This is a genomic window from Clostridium estertheticum subsp. estertheticum (genome assembly GCF_001877035.1).
In the GTDB taxonomy this organism is placed as follows: Bacteria; Bacillota; Clostridia; order Clostridiales; family Clostridiaceae; genus Clostridium_AD; species Clostridium_AD estertheticum.
This window is the reverse complement of sequence record NZ_CP015756.1, coordinates 664,139-682,846: the sequence shown is the minus strand read 5'-3', so window position 1 is coordinate 682,846 and position 18,708 is coordinate 664,139. Positions and strand designations below refer to the sequence as shown.

Sequence of the window (18,708 nt, the reverse complement as noted above, 5' to 3'; positions counted from 1 at the left end):
TTATCCCCTCTTTATAACCTTAATAATATTCCTTTTTTCAATTTTTTTAATGCTTATGTCTGAAATTATTATCTCCATAACTAATACCCCCATAAAAATGCTCCAACTATTATCAGGTTTAACACCATTTTTAAAGATTATAAAAATGGCTATTATAATCCATGAATATAACATTTTCAAATAATAGTCTCTGTACTTATCATAATGTTTATATCCATGAAAAGTTTTAATAGCTAATAATTGTTTGTTTTCTTCAAAATAATTAAATGTATTTTGCAGTATAATAAAAATAATTATTATTATACACAAAAACATTACAACTGAAATTACAAAAAGTTTTTGTTTTAATTTATAAATTTCAATTGATACTTCATCATATACAGAATAGACATTAACTAATTTATTATAAATACCTAATTCCTTAGCCTTATTTTTAAATGTCCCTTGAGGATTATCTCTATTATTACTTTTAAATTTAAATGGAGCCCCTTCTCCCCCAGCTACCTTAGCATAATCATGCAGGTCTCCGTTACTTTCTGTTATTACCATTAAAAGTGGATCTGTTACCATATTTCCATATTTAGAGTTTACATCTATATCATAAGAAAACAACTTTTGATTATCTTTGCTCCATATTATTTTTATATCTTTTCCTAAATGTGAGAAGAAATTTTTTACTTCTTTTTCTGAGTTTATATACCTCTGTGGAATAATTATTATGCTGTCTCTTTCTGATTCTAAAATATTTATTTTTTTATTTTTAATATCATAAATTTTATTATTTATTAAGTAATTAGGATTAACAGTTGCGAATGCTTTAACCTGATTAGGTATATCATTATTTTTATCCATTTTCATACTTTGTTGAGTAAAGTCATTAAAATCTGCAAGTATACTGCCTTTAGCATTCAGATAAAGATATAATTTTTTCAATTTCAAATTAAATGCGTCTGATTGGAGTTCTTCATAGTCTTTTGCTTTAAGACCACCTATAAATGCATAGTCCTTTGTTTTTTCCCATTTTTGAAAAGACATACTATAAAATGAATGGATTGAATCATATCCGTTTAATGATATTGATGAGATTAATATAAAAATAATTATCAATACAGTCTTTAGAATACTATTAAAAGTCACAATCGCTTTCATGTTTTTTTTGTTTTCTATCATATTAAAAATGGTAATTTTAGATATGTATATATATGGTATAGATAAAAACATAAATGAAATCACTAATTGAATGACTAAGCTCATACAAACTTTAAATATAAAAGAATTTGAATAATTAGAGTATCCATTTAACATAATAATAAACATTGAAATACCTATTATTACATTTATTATTAATTGCAATATCATTAAGTTTGTAATATCTTTTATCCAAATATCTACGGTTGTAAATCCCAACATTTTCTTTATTCCAAACTCTTTATAAGAGTATAGTAATTTATAAAAAATAATTAAAACTAGAATAACATACATTATTATTACTATATAAACTTGCATACAATTAGCATTTTTATCTTGAATATTTAACAATATAAAAAATGAGCTTATTGAAATAATTGACAAGATTATTGCAAATATTTTTTTCAATGAAATCTCTCCTTAAATAAAAACCAAGTAAATAAATCTACTTGGTTTCAAAATTTGATACTCTAATTATATATAGTATACAATTACAATTCAACACTAAATTCCTTAAATGTCATTATCCATACATAAACAGAAGACTAAAATAGAATTTACCATTTATCGAGAATCTTGATAATAGCTATTAACTAGTATATAATATTTATATACTAGTAACTAAAGAAGGGACGTTTTTATATGAGAACAAAAGGAAATAAAATTTCTATAATTGGAGCAGGTTTTGTAGGTTCTACTACAGCATTTGCTCTAATGACTAGCGGACTTGCATCTGAAATTGTAATTGTAGATATAAATAAGGATAAAGCTGAAGGCGAGGCGATGGATTTATCACATGGTGCCTCATTCGTAAAACCTATAGATATAACTTCAGGAGAATATTCCGATACAAAAGATTCAGATATAGTAATTATTACAGCGGGAATTAGTTTGAAACCAGGAGAAACAAGACTCAATTGTATAGCAAACAATTTTAAAGTATTCCAAAGTATAATTCCAGAGGTTGTAAAATACAGCCCTGATTCTATATTAGTAATAGTATCAAACCCTGTGGATATATTAACTTATATAGCCTATAAGCTTTCAGGCTTTCCAAGTAATAGAGTAATTGGATCAGGTACTGTTCTTGATACTTCAAGACTTAAATATCTTCTTAGTCAGCGTTTTGAAGTTGACGCTAGGAATATTCATACCTATATAATGGGTGAGCATGGCGATTCAGAAATAGCTACTTGGAGTTTAACTAGTATTGCAGGTATGAATATCGATGAGTACTGTACTATTAGTACTAAAACATGTAATTATGATATGAAGTCTCCTATTCATAATGATGTAAAAAGAGCAGGCTATAAGGTCCTTGAAAAAAAAGGTGCAACTTATTATGCTGTAGCTCTAGCTGTAAAAAGGATAGTTGAGGCAATATTAAGTAATGAAAATTCTATTCTTACAGTGTCATCTCTACTAAAAGGTGAATATGGAATAGAGGACGTTTATATGGGAGTTCCAACAATTCTAGGTAGAGAAGGAGCAAAGAAAATATTACAAGTTAACCTCAATGAGGATGAAAACAATCAACTTGTAGAATCTGCCAAGGTACTCAAAGCAATTATAGAAGAATCAAAAGTATAATTACTATACTCTACTTAGTTCACAATTAAATATTTGTATATATGTAAATGAGGTGTCTCAAAATGATTAAAAATCATTCTGAGATACCTCATTTTACGGTTTGGAGTGTTTAACTTACTTATCTGTTATATTATCTGCTTTTTACATCTATAGCCTATATACTGTTACCTTATCAGAAACTGTAAAATCAGCCTCTGTAATGCTCCGAATATCTTCAACAGTTAATCCTTCAAACATTTCAATAAGTACAAGCCCAGTAGGCGTTACATCAAAAACTGCTTTTTCAGTAACGATAATATCAACTACTCCCTTGCCTGTAATTGGAAGAAGACATTTTTTTAATATCTTAGATCCACTCTTACTAGAATGCTTTAATGTAGCAATAACTTTGCGAGCTCCATTTACTAAATCCATTGCACCACCCATACCTGGTGCAAATTTTCCTGGAGCAAGTGGCATAGCCCAGTTGGCAATATTGCCTTCTTGGTCTACCTCAAGTGCTCCAAGTACTGTGGCGTCAACATGCCCTCCACGAATAATACAAAATGATGTAGCTAAGTCAAAAACTGCAGCTCCGGGTAATAAGCTAATCGGTTGACCACCAGAGTTTGCAACATCTGGATCTTCCTTTCCCAGTTTTGGCGTAGGACCAAACATTAAGCATCCATTTTCTGATTGCAATATTACTTCCACACCCTCATCTAAATAATTGGCAACTGCTGTAGGCATTCCAAACCCTAAATTCACCACTTGATCATTACTTAGTTCCTTAGCTGCCCTGCGAGCAATTATTTCTCTTGCTTCCATGTTTAATTACCTCCTTTGATTTATAAATAATCAATTATTTTAATTGCTTAGAATTAACCCACAAATCAGTATATACTTGTTTATGCTCATCAAATGAATATCCTTGTACAACGGCCTGTACAAACACGCTTGGTGTGCCTACGCATTCAGGTTCAATACCACCAACATCAACTATTTCATTCACTTCTGCTACTGTATAGTCCGCACCCATTGCCATAATTGGATTGGTATTAATTGCTAAGCCACGATATTGTATATTGCCTAATCTATCGCCTTTATAGCCTTTAATAAATGCAAAATCAGCCTTCAGTGGCAATTCAATTAAATACATTTTACCCTCTATTAAAAGTTTTTGTTTTCCTTCTTCAACTAATGTACCTACACCTGTAGGAGTAAGCACTCCACCTAATCCAGAACCCGCTGCCCTAATTTTTTCAACAAGACTACCCATTGGAAAGTATTCAATTTCAATGTCTCCGTTCTTAAATTGTTCCAGTGCAAGCTGGCATGTAGAAGAATGAGCGGTAATTAATTTCTTAACTTGCTTATTTTTGTATAGCCTCGCAATATCAAAATCTTGACCAGGATATGCATTAACTATTGATATTATAGTTAAATCCTTAACACCTTTTTCTACCAATTTGTCAATTGCTTTAAGTGGTGCTCCCACCCCTAAAAAGCCACCAAACATAATCGTCGCTCCATCTTGAACCTTTTCAATCACTTCATCTAAATCCATAACTTTATTCATGAAATTATCTCCTTTCACTAATAGCTTGTTATATAACCTTACACTTTTCCAATACGTTTTACTTCATCAACCATACTTGGAAATATTGCTCTTAAATGTATACTTGAACCGTATAGTTTTATTGTATACCTAAAAGGTTTACATTGCAACCTTACTTCAAAATATTATTTATTGATTCTGTAAATTAGATTGCTTACAATATAACGTATATATATATACATATTCATATAATTTTTTTTAATGTACACTATAATTTTTTTAATGTACACTATAATTTTGGTTAATTAAATCATCATTTAGCTTATTAACAATTGGCTTACCAATTGAATGACAAGTAGTGCACTCCTTACTAGTCGCTGTTTTCTCCGGAATTATTACAACAATACTATTTTATAAGGCAACTGAGCTAAGTGATGCACGTATGTTGTAGAATCAATACATTCTGATGAAGTAATATTTACACTTCTGGGCGGAGTATTTATATTTCATGATAAGATTCCAAGACTTATTGGATTAATTGGAATGATTTTAAATAGTCTTATTAAATCATATCCTGTGGAGCTGTAAAATTAATATAACTCATATGAAATATCACATATATTTTAGTATTTTTAATATATATATGTAAAGTAACTTATTTTTTTCATTAATAAGAATTACCGTTTTTTCAACTAGATGTACTCAAAAGAAGACACCAGAATGTTTTAATATAATCTGTATGAAATTGTAATAATTTTGTAATCTCTTAGTTTATAATCAGTAGTATTATAAGTATATAGCTTAAAAGAGGATTTTATGGGATAGTATTCATAGTAAAATGTTGTCATATAAATGAATTTCATGTAAAATAATTACATCGTTATTTTTATACTAAGCTTTACATGTTTTTTAGGTGTTTAAAAAATATGAATAATTTAAAATTCTGGGGGGGTAATTAAATTCAAAAACATATTTTGAAAGCAATAATCTATATGGAACAAAAAATATACAATAACATTTAACTATATACAGTCATATTATATAAAATACAATTATAAATACTAGTTAATGGAGTGGTGAATATGAAGAAAAGACCTTTAAAAATAAGTTTAATATGTAGTTGCATTTTTTTGATTTTAATAGGTACAGTCATAATAGGTAAAAGTTTTACCAAAGATGAAGTTAACGCTGAACCAGTAATAGTACCAATTACTACTAAAGTAACTGCTACAACTAAAGCTACTAATAATGAATCGGCAAAGAATTTCACCGTAAATAAAGAAGGGGAAAAGTATATTTATGATGCCGCAAAGGCAAGTACCATAGCAAATTACAAAGGTAAAAACGATAATCATAAAATAGCGTTCCTTACCTTTGATGATGGTCCTTCTACTACTGTAACCCCAAAAGTACTAGATATTCTAAAAGAAAATAACGTTAAAGCAACATTCTTTCTGGTTGGACAAAACATAGAATCAAATGAAAAAAGCAAAGAACTTGTAAAACGTGAATTTAATGAGGGACATGCAATCGGAAATCATACTTATAATCATAATGAACACAATTCATTATTCCCTAACAACAAAATTAATGTACCCATCTTCATGAGCGATGTGAAAAAAAATAATGATGCTTTGAAAAATATACTTGGCCAGGATTTTAGTACAAGGATTTTAAGAGTGCCAGGCGGATATATGTCAAGAACACATTATAGAGATCCGAATTTACCAGAGTTCGATGCAAATCTAAAGGAAAAAAATATGATTAGTATAGATTGGAATGCTGAAATCAAAGATGCTGAAGGTAAGCCAAATAAAACTCCACAAGAGTTACTTAACGTATTAAAGGAACAGGTTGGAACACAAGAAAAAGTAGTTATATTAATGCATGATACTTATGGTAAAATGAAAACTGCTAATGCATTACCTCAAATTATAGAATATTTAAAAGATAAAGGATATGAATTTAGAACAATAAAATAAGTGCTAACGCGCGTAGCCGCGTTAGCACTTATTTTACTTTTTTTTGCCACTCATCCACATAACTACCTGTAGCCCACTGAGACATTACTGGCATTTCTCCTGCTTTAAATTCCAAAGTTAATGACTTTTCCCCCAGTTTATATCCTAAATAAAAATTATCGTTTTTTTAACAAGGTGTACTCAAAATAAGACACCAGAATGTTTTAATATAATCTGTAATGAAATTGTAATAATTTTGTAATCTCTTAGTTTATAATAAGTAGTATTATAAGTATATAGCTTAAAAGAGGATTTTATGGGATAGTATTCATAGTAAAATGTTGTCATATAAATGAATTTCATGTAAAATAATTACATCATTATATTTATATTAAGCTTTACATGTTTGTTAGGTGTTTAAAAAATATGAATAATTTAAAATTCTGGGGGGGAATTAAATTACAAAAAATATTTTGAAAGCAATAATCTATATGGAATAAAAAATATACAATAACATTTAACTATATACAGTTATATTATATAAAATACAATTATAAATACTAGTTAATGGAGTGGTGAATATGAAGAAAAGAATTAATAAAAGACCTTTAAAAATAAGTTTAATATGTAGCTGCATTTTTTTAATTTTAATAGGGACAATCATAATAGGCAAAAGTTTTACTAAAGATGAAGTTAACGCTGAACCAGTAATAGTACCAATTACTACTAAAGTAACTGCTACAACTAAAGCTACTAATAATGAATCGACAAAGAATTTCACCGTAAATAAAGAAGGAGAAAAGTATATTTATGATGCCACAAAGGTAAGTGCCATATTAAATTACAAAGGGAAAAATGATAATCAAAAAATAGCATTTCTTACCTTTGATGATGGTCCATCTACTACTGTGACCCCAAAGGTACTAGATATTCTAAAAGAAAATAACGTTAAAGCAACATTCTTTTTGGTTGGTCAAAACATAGAGGCAAATGAAAAAAGCAAAGAACTTGTAAAACGTGAATTTAATGAGGGACATGCAATCGGAAATCATACTTATAATCATAATGAACACAATTCATTATTCCCTAACAACAAAATTAATGTACCCATCTTCATGAACGATGTTAAAAAAAATGATAATGCTTTAAAAAATATACTTGGCCAGGATTTTAGTACAAGGATTTTAAGAGTGCCAGGAGGATATATGTCAAGAGCATATTATAGAGATCCGAATTTACCAGAGTTCGATGCAAAGCTAAAGGAAAGAAATATGATTAGTCTAGATTGGAACGCTGAAATCAAAGATGCTGAAGGTAAGCCAAATAAAACTCCACACGAGTTACTTAACGTATTAAAGGAAGAGGTTGGAACACAAGAAAAATTGGTTATATTAATGCATGACACTTATGGTAAAATGCAAACTGCTAATGCATTACCTCAAATTATAGAATATTTAAAAGGTAAAGGATATGAATTTAGAACAATAAAATAAGTGCTAACGCGCATAGCCGCGTTAGCACTTATTTTACTTTTTTTTGCCACTCATCCACATAATTACCTGTAGCCCACTGAGACATTACTGGCACTTCTCCTGCTTTAAATTCCAAAGTTAATGACTTTTCCCCCAGGTTATATCCTTTTATACTAAATACCATTAATTCTGTATTAGTTAGAACAACAACAAAGTCTCTATTAGGAGATGAATAAGCATCCACTGCGCTTGGTACCTTTGTTTTTATTACGTTAAAAGAAGGAAATAAATTATCATAGGTAGTTAACGATTTAGGTGTAGCATAAGGAATATCAAAATCTATAAATGAATCTTCGCTATTTGATTGAGGCATTCTTCCTCTTAGTATCCATCGTCCACTTCTTCTTATTACACCCAAATTATTATCTACTTTTTCTAACTTTTCATCTTGGGTACTTTTATTTATATTTAAAATTGTACCTGAGAAAGTAGCTTTTTCTATTTCCCTTGGGAGTATGCTTGTAAGTTTTATAGGTTCTCCCATTAAATTATCCATTGGAAATATTTTAAGCTTATTATTAGAGTACTTCTTTTCTAAATCATTATTATTTACATCCTGCACAGTATCAGTAGAAACATAATTACTGCCTACAAATTTAATAGCTATACTACCTTCTGTTTTAGTATACTTTATTTTTTTTGAATTTATGGGTTTAGTAGGATTAAGTAAATTAATTGGATAAGACCAAAGTATGTCCTTAGAATCTCCATTTTTTATTTTATTACCTATCCCTACCTTCCAAAACCCATCTTGCCTTGGAAGCAACAAATCTTTAGTTTCAAGGATGGGAAGCATTTTATTATTTACTGAACTAATCCATAAAGTTTTATATGAATATTTACTCAGACCAATATCATCTTGCGGATTTTCATATCTTAGTCCAAGTAATAATCCTGACTTAGATCGTATTTCTTTTTCTGCTTTGCTGATTAGAATTTTTGTATTGTTATCCTTATTATATGAATGGGCCGCAGAAGAATCTTTTGCTTTGTGAAAATATAATAAGGTACCCTCATAGTTCTTTATAAGGGTTAAATCATTAAGCTTTATGTACTCATCAAAAAAAGTTTCATTAGAATTAATAGTAATAATTTGTACATCAGTATTTTTTATCCCTAAGCTTTTGGCACTTATTTTTATACTATTCCAAAAATAACTTTTAGTATTAACGGACTTAACTTTATATTTAACATCCTTAGAGATATTGCCATTAAACTCAACTGTATCTCCCCTAAAATAAGCAATTTTTCCAAGTAATTTTTTTGCTTTTTCATCATCAATTGTAGTTCCACCAATAGAAACATATTTCTCTACTATCCAACTTCCCTGTATAGGCGAAACAGTAAGTTTTTTATGCAATACTTGAGAGCTTAAAGTTAATCCTGCATATTGACTCCATATAAAAATTATAATAGAAAACACAATAACTAATAAACATAATGCTTTTTTCACCAGGAGTCACCTCTTATATATATAAATTTTATTCCTTCTTATGTCAGAGGTAAAAACATTTTAACATCTGTACCCTTGCCATATTCGCTTGAAATCTCAAGTTTACCATTATGCATTTCTATAATTTCTTTGCAAAGAGATAGTCCTATCCCATTTTGTGACATACTTGTTCTACCCTTGAAGAATTTTTCTGTGACTTTAGGCAAATCCTCCGGTGAAATTCCTATTCCATTATCTTTCACAATAATACAAATATTATTACCATCAATACATGCTTCAAGTGTTACGTTGCCTCCTTCTTTTGTAAAATTAAAGGCATTATCTAAAATGTTGCTAATAACTTGATTTAACCTTTTCTCATCCGCAAAAACAGGGACTAAATCCTCTTGTATTTTACAAGTAAAGTTAATATTGTGACGTATTGACTTTGGCATAAACTGTTTTTCTATGTAGGTTATAATGCTTTGAATATTTACATATTCTTTTTTAAGTGGTGCTTTTCCAGATATAAATTTGGAAAAGTCCAACAATTCTTCCACCATCACTGTAAGTCTATCACTTTCCTTTTCTATAATGTTAAGTCCGACTAGAATTTCTTCCTTATCCTCTAAACTACCAGATCTAATAGTCGCAGCCCATCCTTTTATGGATGTGAGAGGAGTTCTAAGTTCATGAGAAACAGACGCAATAAATTCATTTTTTAGGTTCTGACTTTTTTGAATTTCTTCTGCCATAAAATTAAATGTATCGGATAATTCCCCAATTTCATCATTTCTTCTTTTTTCAAGTCTTTCATTAAAGTTTCCAGACGCAAATTTCTTAGCTAGGGTATTTACTTCATCTAATGGTCCCACAATAGTATTAGAGATAAATATACTAGAAACACCAGAAATAACAATTACAAGAGTCCCAACTCCCCAAAAAAGAATTACTATTTTATGAATAAGTGCATCTACCTCGGATAAAGAAGTAACAAACCGTAGTACACCCTCTATTTTATTAGCTGACTTTAATGGATACGAAACGTACATAAAATTTTCTTTTGTATCCTTATCTTTCTTAGTAAATGTTCCAAGTTCCCCTTGCAATGCTTTTTCAACATCATTATCTTCGATATGTTCTTTATTGAAATTACCAATGGAATCCATTAGCATCATTCCTGAATTATCAATAATTTGGACCTCTGCAGATGTATTTTTCCAAAAAATATCATCATTATTTTCCACATTTTCTTTTAAACTAGATGAAGAGAAATAATTATTATAAAAATCGACAGATCCTTTGATTTGTTTTGAAAGTAATGATTCCATGTTTTGATAGTAATATTTTTCTAAAGAAACGGTAAGAAAAACTTCTAAGGTGATTACAGTGAAAACAATCACTAATAGATAACTCCAAACAAGTCTGGCTTTTATTCCCCTCAAAATATCACCTCTTTCTCCATCTATATCCAACCCCCCATACCGTTTCTATATATTCTGGTTTAGAAGGTACAGATTCAATTTTTTCTCTAAGACGCCTTATGTTAACATCTACAATTTTAGAGTCTCCAAAGTATTCATAATTCCATACTAAGTTTAATAAATCATCTCTACTAAAAGCTTTTTCTTCGTTTTCCATAAATGTCTTCAAAATCAAATATTCTTTAGGTGTTAAATCTAGAAGTTGTTGATTTTTATATACCTTCATGGAAACAGTATCTATTATAAAGCACCCGGAGCTTAATTGCTCAGAATTTTTCTCTTCACTATGATTCATTCGTCTAAGTAGAGAATTTGCTCTGGCAATAAGTTCTAAAGGATTAAATGGTTTTACCATGTAATCATCAGCACCATACTCAAGGCCCATAATTTTATCCATATCTTCTCCCCTAGCGGTAAGCATGATAATACCTAAATTGGGAAAATCATTTCTTAACAATTCACAGGTTTTAAACCCATCCATACCAGGAAGTGTTATATCTAAAATTATTAAATCTGGTCTTTCCTCTTGAACTTTTTTTAAACCTTCTTCTCCACTTGCAGCCTCAAATACTAAAAAGTTGTTTCTTTGAAAGTTAATTTTAATAAACCCTCTAATAGATTCCTCATCTTCTATAATCAGCACTTTTTTTCCCATAATTTCACCTCTTACTTTGAAATAAATATTTTTAAAGATTCTAATTTCCATATTATCAGTTATGATTATATCATAATAGAGCTCCGAAATATTGTATGTAGTAATATTGTATTTATTTTGTAATACTTTTTCACCACAATGCAAGTATATTTAACTATCTTTAGCTATTAAAATAATGATAAAACATAAGAAGTTTTATCAAAAATGCTAAAGTTATTCCATAAAACAAAGATAATATAATAGAGGAATTGACTTTTATAAATATATTATATATGAGGAGTGACTACTAATTATTTTAATACTTAAAAATGAAAGGGGAAATTATAATATGCTTTTTAATGAAGAAAATGAATCAGAATATATAATGAATTTTATTTTGGAGATAGCTCCGGCTCTTCAGAAACTAATCCCTCTAGATTGTGTAATAGGAGTAAGCGATACCAAAAAGTTTCTAATGAATTTATCAGGTAAAAAAATTATAATGCCTGTTGAAGCTACCGGAATGGATATTCCTAAAGAAGATACAGTATATAAAGCTATTATTTCCGGAAAACCTCAAAGAGCTTTAGTACCAAAGGAAGTATTTGGTTTTGAATTTGAATCTACAGCTATTCCCATATTCGATAGCAAAAGGAACATTATAGGGGGGTTAGGTTTAGGTATTAGCGTAGAGAATCGTGATAAGCTTATAGGTACTGCCAAATTGGTTGCAGAATCCTCAGAACAAACATCAGCGACCATTGAAGAGCTTGCGGCTTCTGCAGTCGAACTTTCGACACTTCAATCATCTCTTCAAACTTTATCGAATGAAATAAATGAACAAATAAATGAAACTGAAAAAATAATAGAGGTAATTCGTGGGGTGGCACATACTTCAAATATGTTAGGCCTTAATGCTGCAATCGAAGCAGCTAGAGCTGGAGAGCATGGTAAAGGATTTTCAGTAGTAGCCACAGAAATTCGTAAAATGGCTAGCAATAGTTCAAGCTCAATAGTAAATGTAGAAACTATCATAAACAATATAAAAAATAAAGTTAAAGAGATTGATGAAAAAATTGTCCAAACATCAGATATAGGGCAACAACAGGCCGCTGCTACAGAAGAACTAGCCAGTAGAATGGAAGAATTAGTTATTTCAGCAGATTCCCTCAACCTAGTAGCTAATGATGTTATGGGTTAATCCTTGAAAAAAATTGTAAAATAACAAGGGAACTTATTGTCCCCTGTTATTTTTACCAACTAAACCTCCACCATTACCTGATGACGGACTTTGTGTTCCATGGATTGATGCTCGTCTACTATTTTTTTGCATAGAAGATTTCGCTTTCTTTTCTTCAATAACTTTTTTCATTATTTCCATATTTTTATTTATATCATTTTTCATATTTTCACCCTCTTTTTTTATTTTTCACATCTTTAAAAATACCTTATTCCGATACCTTCTAAATTAATATTCACAATAAATACTATCAAGGTATTTCTTGTTATTTTACTGATTCATTATACCCTACAAAGATTCCTTTGAATAGTACAAAATAAATACTATTTTTCTATTAAAAACTTGAATTGATTATATTGTTTTACATTCTCAAAATCTTTTTCGTTTTTTGCTTCATTTTTAATGTTTGGATTAATAGCAATAGCTAGCTTGAGATACTTCACGGTATTATTAATATCACCTTTTCTTCCATAAATACTGGCTATACCATAATAAGTCCATTCAGATTTTTCCACTTCCAAATCATTTTCGTACCACTCGATAGCTTCAGCATAGTATCCGTATAATTCATAAGCTAGTGCCTTATTAAATCTTGCATACCCATAATTAGGTTTCAATTTTAAAGAATTATCAATCTGCTGCATACTTCCCTTGAAATCTCCATTATAAGCTAATGCAATTCCTTTTACGGCATATGCTTTATAAAATTTAGAATCTTCCTTTAAAACTTGGTTCTCAGTTGCAATAGCTTTCGCATATTCACCTTCAAAAAATTGGTCATATCCTATCTTCCATCTCTTTTCTAAATCTGCTTGTTTTTTAATTTCACATTTTTGTAATGGAATACTTTTCATTTCGTTTTTATCATTTATTTCAATAACATTACTATTTTTAATTTTGGCATTAACTACTACCCCTGATGCCATAGCACAAATAATAGTAGAAATTATCAACTTAATTTTAAATGATTTTACTTTCACTTTTTCCACCTTCCCTCATTTTAAGAGGTTTTACAAGCTATTTCATTTTACAACCTAGGACATATATTTCTACTATATTATTATCCTCAGTAACTTTTGGAATTATGCCGCTTCTCTCAAAAATAGCTTATAAAAATTATGTGTCCATCGAATACTTTTATACCCTATAAATGAATAAATATTGATAAAATAATTCCAATTATCCCACATGCTATCCATTCAATAATTTTTCTGCTTAGTTTATTTTGGATTCTGTATCGTTGTATAGTTTCTTCTAATGTAATTGTAAGCTGTGAAATTTGCTGAGCCATTTCTCCAACGGTATCATTAATTTCATCTTTTGCAACCGCACTTAGCTGTTTGCTCTTTATCTCTTCTGTTACCATAATTTCTTCTGAATTGTTGACTCTTTTAAATACCCCTAAACTAGACGAAATTATTTTTTCAGTTTTCTCTATAGAAATGATAGCCAGTACTTTTTCATTTATTTCAATAAATTCTATTGAAACATTAGGGCATGGTATCAATTTTTCTTTAGCTTTATTATAAGTTTCCATTACATCATTTTTATTACATCCACTGATTTTGCCCTTATTATTTACCCCTAAAATCAATTTACCACCTGATGCATTTGCAAAAGAAGATATAATCTTGCCTAATAAATTGGGTCCCCCACTATGATTTCTAAATTCTACTCTATCAGAGTCTCCCTTACTAATAAGACTAACAATTTCATCTTTTAAATTTTTATTGTTAATTGACAAAACTCTCACCACCTCTAAGCTATCGTTTGAAAATAGTTCTTTACGATTATATATTATTATGTTGTTATTACTTTATAAACAAAATTTAACTCACTAAAAAAAGTGGAAATACTTCCACTTTGATATTGCAGCGACCCAAGAGATGATTTAATCTTTAGAATAATTCTACTTGAGACCCACCTTCTATTTCTATTACTTTATCATTAAAACTAATCCATGCAGACTTAAAAGAAGGATTATAAACAAATTTACCTTTTGATGAAAATTTCAAATTATCAAGCAATTTCATATAATCAACTATTTCTATATTGGTTGCATACCAAATATCATCCTTATTAGATACATAATTGCAAAACCTTTCTATCAAATCCCAATTATTATCTCTATCAAATTCATAACTATGTCCCCAAACATACATAAGGTATAGATACTGCTTTTTAAATAATGAAACAAAATTTTCAGCATTTTCCATCAGATTATGGTTATGGTGACAAGTTGCTTGCCAGGCATAAAAATCATCTGGTAAATCGAAATTATCCTTGCTTCCAACCACTCTAGAATACTCAATTCCTAAGTATTTCAACATGGATTTTATATTTGAATTATATGATCCATTGGGATATGACATCCCCCTTACCGCATATCCTGCAAGCTCCTCAAGATTTTCTCTATCGCCTAATGTCTGTTTTACTATTTCTTCGTTAGAACATCTAGCTATTGTTGGATGAGTTAGCGTATGTGATGAAATCTCATGACCTTCATATAGCGTTTTTACTTCTTCTTTCTTTACGTGGTCTTCTGAATCCAAGAAACCTGAATTTAAATGAAATGTACCCTTTATACCATATTTATTAAAAATTTTGACTAGTCTTTTATCAGCCAATTTTCCGTCATCATAACTCATGGTTAATGCTTTAAATTTTCCATTAGGAAAACATTTTATAATAGTATTCATTTTAAAACCCTCTCTTTTCTAATTTAATATACCTTTTTAACAATAATGGCTATTATTTTTATTACCCTTGTTTATTAATCTGTACTCTATTTTCATGCTCGTATTTTAATAAATTGTTATTTCCCCAACAATCGTCATAATTAAACCCAGTTAAATCTTTAACTATGATTTTGATTTCTTCAGTGGCATCTTCTTTTAATCCACCACTCTTCAATCTATTTACTTCTTCCTCTAATATTATATGCGATTTTACAGTTAAGTTAAGTTTATAAGATGATATTATACCTATTATAACCAATATAATCGGAACAACTGTATACAAAATCAAAAGAGCATGTACTGTAATCTGTGGTTGAGCTTTCGCACCTTTAAGAAAACCTGCTGCTTGTAAAATTAGTCCAATTATTAGTACTTCAACAGTAGAAAAGATTACATCTAAGAAAGTGTTAACCCCCGCATATGCGCCTTCTCTTCTTTTTCCCGTGATCATTTCATCAATGTCTGGCATAAATGTAAATAAAAATTGTGCAGCATTAACTAAGCCTGTTTTTCCAAAATTTAATGCAACGGTTAAAATAACTAGGAATATATTAGTGTTTGTAGGTCTAATTATACCAAGACACATAAAACATACAAGAACCAATATTGTTGCAAAACCTCCTATTCTATAGGTAAATGTACCAGTTTTTTTAGCTGTTAACCATATATAAAAGGTTAAAAACATAATTCCAAAAACAAATCCGACACTAGTTGAAATTGAAACTGACTTTGGATTTAAAAGTAATACAAAAACTATAAAATAAGTATTTATTGTACCTGCTAAGGATCTAAACATTTGTTCTGATAAATACATACATAGATAAAGTCTATATGATCTTATCTTTATAGTAGATGCAAAATCATTAATTATACCTAAAAATCCATTTTTAATGGATTTTTTTCCTCTTACAACTTTAACATTCGATTCATTTACAGGACGTTCGTATACCGACAAATAGAAACATGTGAACGCTATAAGTGATATTACATCATATATAATAGCTGCTATAAAAAATGTTCCAGCATTGTTTTGTCCAAAGACATCAAATAATTTTATTATAATCAATGAAGAAGATATACCTGCTATTGCAGCACCGATCTGATTAAAACCAATTAATTCAGCACGTTCAACTGGATTTTCTGACATTTCAGCTGCAAAAGTTGCCTGTGGAACGGCAAGTAAAGGATTTATAAAGGACGTGATAATTATTATTGAAGCATAATAAGCTATAGGCATATTAGGTATCCAATATAACGGGAAAGTAATTATCTTTAATGGTATCCCAATTAATAGAATACCTTTCCTTCTTCCAAATCGTTTACCATACCTTGTCTTGTACAAATTATCACTAATATATCCAACTACAGGCGTAAGAGCAGCCCCTATAAGTTTACCTATTGTAATCATCAAAGTAACTGTAACTATAGATGCACTACAAAATGTTGTGTAAAAATACATTTGCCAAGCATTTACTAAAACATCGCTAACACCTGCCAATTGATATGATGAAAACCCTATTTTATTTATCATTTTAAGTTTGCCATTAGTCGTTAATAACATATCCTAATCCCCTTTTAGAAAATTTTATTTTAGAATTCAGTTAAATCATCTCCTGAGTCGCTGCAATATTTAATTACTTTCTAATATTATGGTGTCATACATTATAGCTGCATTATATGCTGTAAATGTGATAACGTTTTCTCCAAGGTTTAAAATATTAGAATCAAACTCCACCTCTTCTAAATGATACCAGCCACTTTTCATTGCTGACCTATAAATAGATGTATCACTAATGTAATCAGTAGATTTAACAACTTTACCATTAACTTTAACAATTAAAGTTGGCTCCACTTTTCCATCAATTTTATTTTTAGTAGCAGATGCAATTGATATTGTAAGATAAAATCTTTTATCATAATTTTTATCCATATTAAATTTTATATTCCAATTTCCCGGCTTTGTTTGTGCATAATACCAGTCTTCACTTTCTTTACTTTTTCCTATAACATAATCTAAATTCTCAGGAACCATATTCTTCCACTTATAGTTTCTTAATTCATTTCCAAATTTAAATTCTTTCGCCGTACGATTAGCCGTTCCAATTTGCCATAGTTTATTTTTATGATATGGTGGATTCCAAATAATCTCCCCCAAATCTAAATTATTATTTCCAATAACTATATAGTCCTTACTTAATTGCCTTGTAACATCACCTTTGGTAGCATAAGCATATAATGTATATGTACCTGGTCTAATGTTATTAATTAAAAACTTACCATCTTTATCAGCTTGTGAATAGAATATATAATCACCTTTCTGTCTTATAAATTCTCCACCTGATTTAGCTAGTACTACCATAGCATCTTCACTCGATCTATTATGAGTTATAATTAATTTTCCACTAACATTACTTCTGTCTAAAGGATACAACGGTTCATTTATACATGTATAAGGCCATTTTTTTTCTTCTGTATTCGCTTTTTTTATAGCGTCATTAATCATCTCTTCTTCATTACCACAATTTACATAAATATACCAAGGTCCATACATCTTTTCCCAATCCGTTGGAACATTAAAATCACCTGTTCCGAAATGAGCACCAGTCATATAATTTAATATAATAGAATCATAATGTACTAATAATTCTTGTTTTAGAGGACCACTTGGATAGTATTCTGTACTTACCGGAATAAACCAAAATCCAAATTCCTTACCATATTGACCCCAAAAGTGATTATCTTTAAAATATCCTACATAATCATACTTAGAATATATTTTTCCATTGGTATACATTTCTCCATCTGGTAATTCATAAGTTTCGTCTTGAATTTTTTTATTTTTATTCAAATAATCATGGGTTGGTTGTCTTCCCTTTCTTTCTGAATTATAAGCATGATCAAAAATATTATAATCTAATCTATACACCGTTCTTAACTCACTTAGCCTAAATTCCTTTTTTATATTATTTTTTACAACTGCATAAGAGTAAATACCACTTTCACCTTTTTTCATAATTATGTTATATTCTATATATAATAAGCTTGTCCTGTCAATATATGTTATATGAACCTCATCTCTACTATTTGTTATTACTTTTAATTCCGTTGCTTTAAAATTTCTAAATTTTCCTTCTGCATGATAATCCAGATAAAATGTATGATTTTTATCTGGATCATTATCTGCTCCATTAAGATTTTTTATTAACTCTTTATTGTTTTTAACTAAAGATGTAGCTATGGCATTTTCATTAAATTCCACAGTTAATATTCCATTTGATATTATACTTTTTAACCCTTTTACAATTAGTTTAACTTCATTATCCATTATTTCACATCCTTTAATATATTAGTTTCTTAAAATCATCATATGAA

18 protein-coding genes are annotated in these 18,708 nt (G+C 29.3%); 6 read left to right on the top strand and 12 right to left on the bottom strand.

Annotated elements, in window-relative coordinates:
- The gene (locus A7L45_RS03275) at positions 1 to 1,596 is read right to left on the bottom strand and encodes a DUF1430 domain-containing protein (RefSeq protein ID WP_071611442.1); all 1,596 of its coding nucleotides are present in this window, start codon (positions 1,594 to 1,596) and stop codon (positions 1 to 3) included.
- A 234-nt stretch (positions 1,597 to 1,830) separates the two neighbouring features.
- Between A7L45_RS03275 and A7L45_RS03270 the strand changes: the two genes are divergently transcribed.
- On the top strand, positions 1,831 to 2,778 hold the full coding sequence (locus A7L45_RS03270) for an L-lactate dehydrogenase (protein WP_071611441.1): 948 nt from the start codon (positions 1,831 to 1,833) through the stop codon (positions 2,776 to 2,778).
- A 147-nt stretch (positions 2,779 to 2,925) separates the two neighbouring features.
- Here A7L45_RS03270 and A7L45_RS03265 read toward each other — a convergent pair whose 3' ends face one another.
- Positions 2,926 to 3,585 (bottom strand): 3-oxoacid CoA-transferase subunit B, encoded by a 660-nt coding sequence (locus A7L45_RS03265; protein WP_071611440.1) that lies wholly within the window; start codon positions 3,583 to 3,585, stop codon positions 2,926 to 2,928.
- A gap of 34 nt (positions 3,586 to 3,619) precedes the next feature.
- The gene (locus A7L45_RS03260) at positions 3,620 to 4,336 is read right to left on the bottom strand and encodes a CoA transferase subunit A (protein WP_071611439.1); all 717 of its coding nucleotides are present in this window, start codon (positions 4,334 to 4,336) and stop codon (positions 3,620 to 3,622) included.
- A gap of 337 nt (positions 4,337 to 4,673) precedes the next feature.
- On the opposite strand from A7L45_RS03260, the gene A7L45_RS24000 reads away from it, so the two are divergent.
- From A7L45_RS24000 to A7L45_RS03240, 4 genes are all read left to right on the top strand, one after another.
- Positions 4,674 to 4,766, top strand: a complete 93-nt coding sequence (locus A7L45_RS24000; protein ID WP_071611438.1) for a multidrug resistance efflux transporter family protein — start codon at positions 4,674 to 4,676, stop codon at positions 4,764 to 4,766.
- A 5-nt stretch (positions 4,767 to 4,771) separates the two neighbouring features.
- Entirely contained in the window at positions 4,772 to 4,903 is a 132-nt protein-coding gene (locus A7L45_RS23995) for a hypothetical protein (RefSeq protein WP_338132999.1), read from the top strand.
- 494 nt (positions 4,904 to 5,397) lie between these two features.
- Positions 5,398 to 6,297 carry a polysaccharide deacetylase family protein gene (locus tag A7L45_RS03245; protein WP_071611437.1) on the top strand — a complete coding sequence of 300 codons (900 nt, stop codon included), beginning with the start codon at positions 5,398 to 5,400 and terminating at the stop codon, positions 6,295 to 6,297.
- Positions 6,298 to 6,857: 560 nt separating this feature from the next.
- Positions 6,858 to 7,769, top strand: coding sequence for a polysaccharide deacetylase family protein (locus tag A7L45_RS03240; protein ID WP_071611436.1), 912 nt, complete (start codon positions 6,858 to 6,860; stop codon positions 7,767 to 7,769).
- Between the two features lie 28 nt (positions 7,770 to 7,797).
- Here the strand turns inward: A7L45_RS03240 and A7L45_RS03235 are convergent, their stop codons facing one another.
- From A7L45_RS03235 to A7L45_RS03225, 3 genes are read right to left on the bottom strand one after another with little or no spacing between them, the layout of a single operon-like run.
- Positions 7,798 to 9,261 (bottom strand): hypothetical protein, encoded by a 1,464-nt coding sequence (locus tag A7L45_RS03235; protein ID WP_071611435.1) that lies wholly within the window; start codon positions 9,259 to 9,261, stop codon positions 7,798 to 7,800.
- Positions 9,262 to 9,299: 38 nt separating this feature from the next.
- Positions 9,300 to 10,715: a sensor histidine kinase gene (locus A7L45_RS03230; RefSeq protein ID WP_224616787.1), complete on the bottom strand. Its 1,416-nt coding sequence runs from the start codon at positions 10,713 to 10,715 to the stop codon at positions 9,300 to 9,302.
- Positions 10,690 to 11,379, bottom strand: a complete 690-nt coding sequence (locus A7L45_RS03225) for a response regulator transcription factor (protein WP_071611434.1) — start codon at positions 11,377 to 11,379, stop codon at positions 10,690 to 10,692. The genes A7L45_RS03230 and A7L45_RS03225 overlap by 26 nt, the downstream gene beginning before the upstream one ends.
- Positions 11,380 to 11,707: 328 nt before the next feature.
- Between A7L45_RS03225 and A7L45_RS03220 the strand changes: the two genes are divergently transcribed.
- Entirely contained in the window at positions 11,708 to 12,559 is an 852-nt protein-coding gene (locus A7L45_RS03220; RefSeq protein ID WP_084647335.1) for a methyl-accepting chemotaxis protein, read from the top strand.
- 33 nt (positions 12,560 to 12,592) lie between these two features.
- On the opposite strand, the gene A7L45_RS23065 is transcribed toward A7L45_RS03220, so the two are convergent.
- From A7L45_RS23065 to A7L45_RS03195, 6 genes are all read right to left on the bottom strand, one after another.
- Complete coding sequence (locus A7L45_RS23065) at positions 12,593 to 12,763, bottom strand: hypothetical protein (protein WP_162855516.1); 171 nt, start codon at positions 12,761 to 12,763, stop codon at positions 12,593 to 12,595.
- Positions 12,764 to 12,921: 158 nt separating this feature from the next.
- Entirely contained in the window at positions 12,922 to 13,578 is a 657-nt protein-coding gene (locus A7L45_RS03215; protein ID WP_224616789.1) for a tetratricopeptide repeat protein, read from the bottom strand.
- Positions 13,579 to 13,742: 164 nt separating this feature from the next.
- Positions 13,743 to 14,342, bottom strand: a complete 600-nt coding sequence (locus A7L45_RS03210; protein ID WP_071611432.1) for an AlbA family DNA-binding domain-containing protein — start codon at positions 14,340 to 14,342, stop codon at positions 13,743 to 13,745.
- A 154-nt stretch (positions 14,343 to 14,496) separates the two neighbouring features.
- Positions 14,497 to 15,297, bottom strand: a complete 801-nt coding sequence (locus A7L45_RS03205; protein WP_071611431.1) for a polysaccharide deacetylase family protein — start codon at positions 15,295 to 15,297, stop codon at positions 14,497 to 14,499.
- A gap of 61 nt (positions 15,298 to 15,358) precedes the next feature.
- Positions 15,359 to 16,897: an MFS transporter gene (locus A7L45_RS03200; protein WP_084647333.1), complete on the bottom strand. Its 1,539-nt coding sequence runs from the start codon at positions 16,895 to 16,897 to the stop codon at positions 15,359 to 15,361.
- Between the two features lie 69 nt (positions 16,898 to 16,966).
- Complete coding sequence (locus A7L45_RS03195) at positions 16,967 to 18,661, bottom strand: polysaccharide lyase family protein (protein WP_071611430.1); 1,695 nt, start codon at positions 18,659 to 18,661, stop codon at positions 16,967 to 16,969.
- Positions 18,662 to 18,708: the final 47 nt, after the last annotated feature.